Origin of the sequence: Intestinibacter sp. (assembly GCF_022780145.1) — a bacterium.
Lineage (GTDB): Bacteria > Bacillota > Clostridia > Peptostreptococcales > Peptostreptococcaceae > Intestinibacter.
Genome location: NZ_JALEXO010000294.1, coordinates 1 through 2263 on the forward strand (window position 1 = coordinate 1; position 2263 = coordinate 2263).

2 protein-coding genes and 2 pseudogenes are annotated in these 2263 nt (G+C 28.1%); all 4 read left to right on the forward strand.

What is annotated here, in order from left to right:
- Window positions 1-334: pseudogene (locus MR593_RS11175) on the forward strand (glutamate racemase); the annotation flags it as partial.
- 169 nt (window positions 335-503) lie between these two features.
- The gene (locus MR593_RS11180; RefSeq protein WP_290692887.1) at window positions 504-1142 is read left to right on the forward strand and encodes a YczE/YyaS/YitT family protein; all 639 of its coding nucleotides are present in this window, start codon (window positions 504-506) and stop codon (window positions 1140-1142) included.
- Between the two features lie 24 nt (window positions 1143-1166).
- Window positions 1167-1748, forward strand: coding sequence for a TetR/AcrR family transcriptional regulator (locus MR593_RS11185; RefSeq protein ID WP_290692888.1), 582 nt, complete (start codon window positions 1167-1169; stop codon window positions 1746-1748).
- Between the two features lie 36 nt (window positions 1749-1784).
- A pseudogene (locus MR593_RS11190) lies at window positions 1785-2263 on the forward strand (peptidase T); the annotation flags it as partial.

The window sequence follows — 2263 nt, forward strand, 5'->3', positions numbered from 1 at the left end:
GCTTGTAGAAATAGTTGAAAATGATTTGATAGACAATGAAGATGTAGTATCAGATCAAATTAAAGAGTACTATAAAAATATCGATATGGACAATCTCGACAGCGTTGTTTTGGGATGTACACATTTTATTTTTTACAGAGATTACTTAAAGAAATTTCTTCCTCAAAAGACACATTTAGTGGATGGAAATTTAGGTACTTGCAGACATCTTAAAGAAGTTTTAGAAGAAAAAAATGAATTAAATAAAGATAGTAATATTGGAAAGATAGAAATTTACAATTCGAGTGAGGATCAAAAATATATAAATCTTTCTAATAAATTATTGGCAAGATAGATTTGAATTAATTTTCAAATCTATTTTTGCTTATAGGCAATTATAATTTTATGAAATTTTTGTGAATTTTAGAAAAATTATAGAAAACTGTGTTATTATAAAAATATAGAACCGACCGTTCGGTCTTAAAATTTTATAGTGGATAGTTTAATTTTTAGGAGGTTTAAATATGAAGAATATGAAAACAATAATTTATTTAACTTTAGGTTATGTTTTGACTGCAGTTGCTGTTGTAGTAATGGTAAATTCAAATGCTGGATTATCTCCTTGGGATGTATTCCATCAAGGGCTTAGTAAGACAACAGGTATGACTATGGGACAGGCATCTATGCTAGTAGGTGTAATAGTTATCGTAGCATCTATAGCTTTAGGTGAAAAATTAGGATGGGGAACTATAGGTAATATATTTGTTCCAGGAATTTTGATAGATGTAATCGATAGTATGAATGTTATTCCAGTTACACATAATTTATTTTTGGGTGTAGTTATGACAATATTGGGACTTGTGATTATGGCATTTGCTACAGTTTTGTATTTAGTACCAGCGCTTGGATGTGGACCTAGAGATGGACTTATGATTGCACTTCACAAAAAAACTGGTAAATCAATTGGAATGTTGAGAGCTATAATGGAAATATGTGCAGTAATAGTTGGATATTTGTTGGGAGGTACTTTTGGAATAGGTACGATAATATCAGCCTTCTGTTTTGGATATTTACTTGAAATAGTTTTCAAAATATTTAAATTTGACCCTAATGTAGAGCATAAGATGATATTTTCAAATTTAAAAAAGGATAAAGTTGTATAATAATATAAAGGAGATTTAACATTTATGTCATCAAATAAAATAATAGAGAAGGCTATATATAGTTTTTCAATAAACGGATATGACGGAACCTCTATATCAAATATAGCTGAATTAGTTGGTATAAAAAAATCGACTATATACTCACATTTTAAAAGTAAAGATGAAATTTTTGAAAAAGCTACAGAAATTTCTTTTAAAGCAGAAAAGGATTTTGCTGTCAATTATTTTTCTAAAAAAGAAGAGCCTATTCCTATTTTAGAAGTTTTAGAGGGATTTTTAATTTCTTTAAAAGATAGATTTATAAACAATGAAGATTTTACTATAAATTTTGTGTATAAAATAGGATATCGATTTGTAGAAAGATATAATGATTTTATAAAAAAATACTGTGATAATTATTATTTTACAGTAGAGAATTTAATAATAGAATATCTCATAAGAGAGGGCGTAGAGAAGGATTTAGCTAAAGAGATAGCAATGACATATACTGCTCTTTTAGACGGACTTATGGTAAGTCTTATGTACTGTGGAGAGGATAGATATGAGGAGAGAAAGGAAGCTATTTGGAAATTTTTTAGTGAAAGTTTTTTGAAAAATTGTAAATAATAAGTAGTAAATATGAAATAATAGAAGGAGAAGATTATGCAAAATTTAATAGATAGATTTATCAAATATGCCAAAATACATACTACTAGTGATGAAGAATCTTTAACAGTTCCAAGTACAGAGATTCAAAAAAATCTAGGAAAAATATTAGTAAAAGATTTAAAAGAAATAGGACTTTTAGATGCTCATATGGACGACAAGGGATATGTGTATGCATCCTTAAAATCAAATACAGATAAAAATTTAAAGAAAATAGGATTTATAGCTCATATGGATACTTCACCAGCAGCTAAGGGAGAAGGTGTTAAGCCTCAAATTCACGAAAATTACGATGGTGGAGATATAGTTGTCAATAAAGAAAAAAATATAGTTTTATCGCCAAGCGAATTTCAAACTTTATCTGATAAAATCGGAAAAACTATAATAACTTCAGACGGAACTACTTTACTTGGAGCAGATAACAAGGCGGGAATAACTGAAATAATAGAGGCTTTAAAATTTATAGCTGAAAATCC